The organism is Neisseria sp. P0009.S007 (genome assembly GCF_051962515.1).
In genome coordinates, this window is sequence record NZ_JBQCVF010000464.1 from 1 (window position 1) to 1102 (window position 1102).

The 1102-nt window shown below is 44.7% G+C and carries 1 protein-coding gene and 1 pseudogene; both read left to right on the forward strand.

The features are described 5' to 3' along the window. Positions 1-282: pseudogene (gene cca, locus ACTHS3_RS14075) on the forward strand (multifunctional CCA addition/repair protein); the annotation flags it as partial. Then, positions 282-920: a hypothetical protein gene (locus ACTHS3_RS14080; RefSeq protein ID WP_004520588.1), complete on the forward strand. Its 639-nt coding sequence runs from the start codon at positions 282-284 to the stop codon at positions 918-920. The pseudogene cca and the gene ACTHS3_RS14080, both read left to right, overlap by 1 nt. Positions 921-1102 lie beyond the last annotated feature (182 nt).

Consider the following 1102-nt stretch of genomic DNA (forward strand, 5'->3'; position numbering starts at 1 on the left):
ACCGACGCATTCCGCCGCCCCGAACGTTTTCAGACGGCCTTAAACGTCTGCGTGGCCGACAAACAAGGCCGTCTGAATCTTGAAAACACGCCTTATCCGCAACGTGAACACTGGCTGGCCTTACTTGAGGCCGCCAATCAAGTAGATGCAGGCAAAATTGCCGCCGAGTGCCGCGCACAAGGCAAAGCCCATTTAATTGCCGAACAAATCGATCATGCCCGCTTGGCGCAAATTAGGCCGCTGCAAAAAGCGTATCAGGCTGAAAAAATAGGAGGCTATTGATGGCATCTTCGCGTTATAAAATCGAACGCATGCCCGACGGCATTGCCGTATCTGCTCGTGTTGTACATGACTCGCAGGAAATCGGTTTTACCGCGGTATTTCTTATGTTTTCCTTTGTTCTTACATGCATCGCGCCGTTTTACCTTGAAGAGCACTATTTCACTAATTTAGAAGCCATTCTCATCCCTTTACTTTTTACTTTCTACTTAGTCGGTTCACTTGTTTACGGCCTTCTTTGGCAACTTTTCGGACGTGAAAACATCAAGATCCGTAACCATACGCTGTCTCATGGTTATACCTTGTTTTCCATTGGGCGTTGGCGTAGTTTCCCGTTGTCAGAAATCTCCGAATGGCATTCTCGTGACCATATTCCCCAAGCTCCTGTTGCACAAGGAAGGAAACAGAGGTTGCCAAACGAAAACCTCTACCAAAATGGTATGAAACGAAAAATTCACAATGTCCCCAATATTTTACGTATCCAAAAATGTGTACAAGGTGCATGGTCTTTCGATTATCAGGGAAAAACCATACGTATCGGCGATTTTTTTGATAGCCGCGATTTTCAGGCAGTCAATATTGAATTGAACAGATTTATCCCCACATTCGCCAAAGCCCGTCAACTTAAAGACGCCCTTTGAAACAGCCGACACGATATCCGCTATAATCCGCACCTTAACCATCTTATTTCAACAATAAAATCATGACTATCCAGACCAATTTACTTCACGAAAAAATCAGCAATAAAGATTATCAACGCCTCATTGTCAAACACAGCGAATCTTTCAGCGACGGCGAAATCTGCCTATTGAATGAGATTTTG

Coding starts and splice junctions, on each gene's coding strand:
- ACTHS3_RS14080 (WP_004520588.1), top strand. CDS start 282: ATGGCATCTTCGCGTTATAAAATCGAACGCATGCCCGACGGCATTGCC.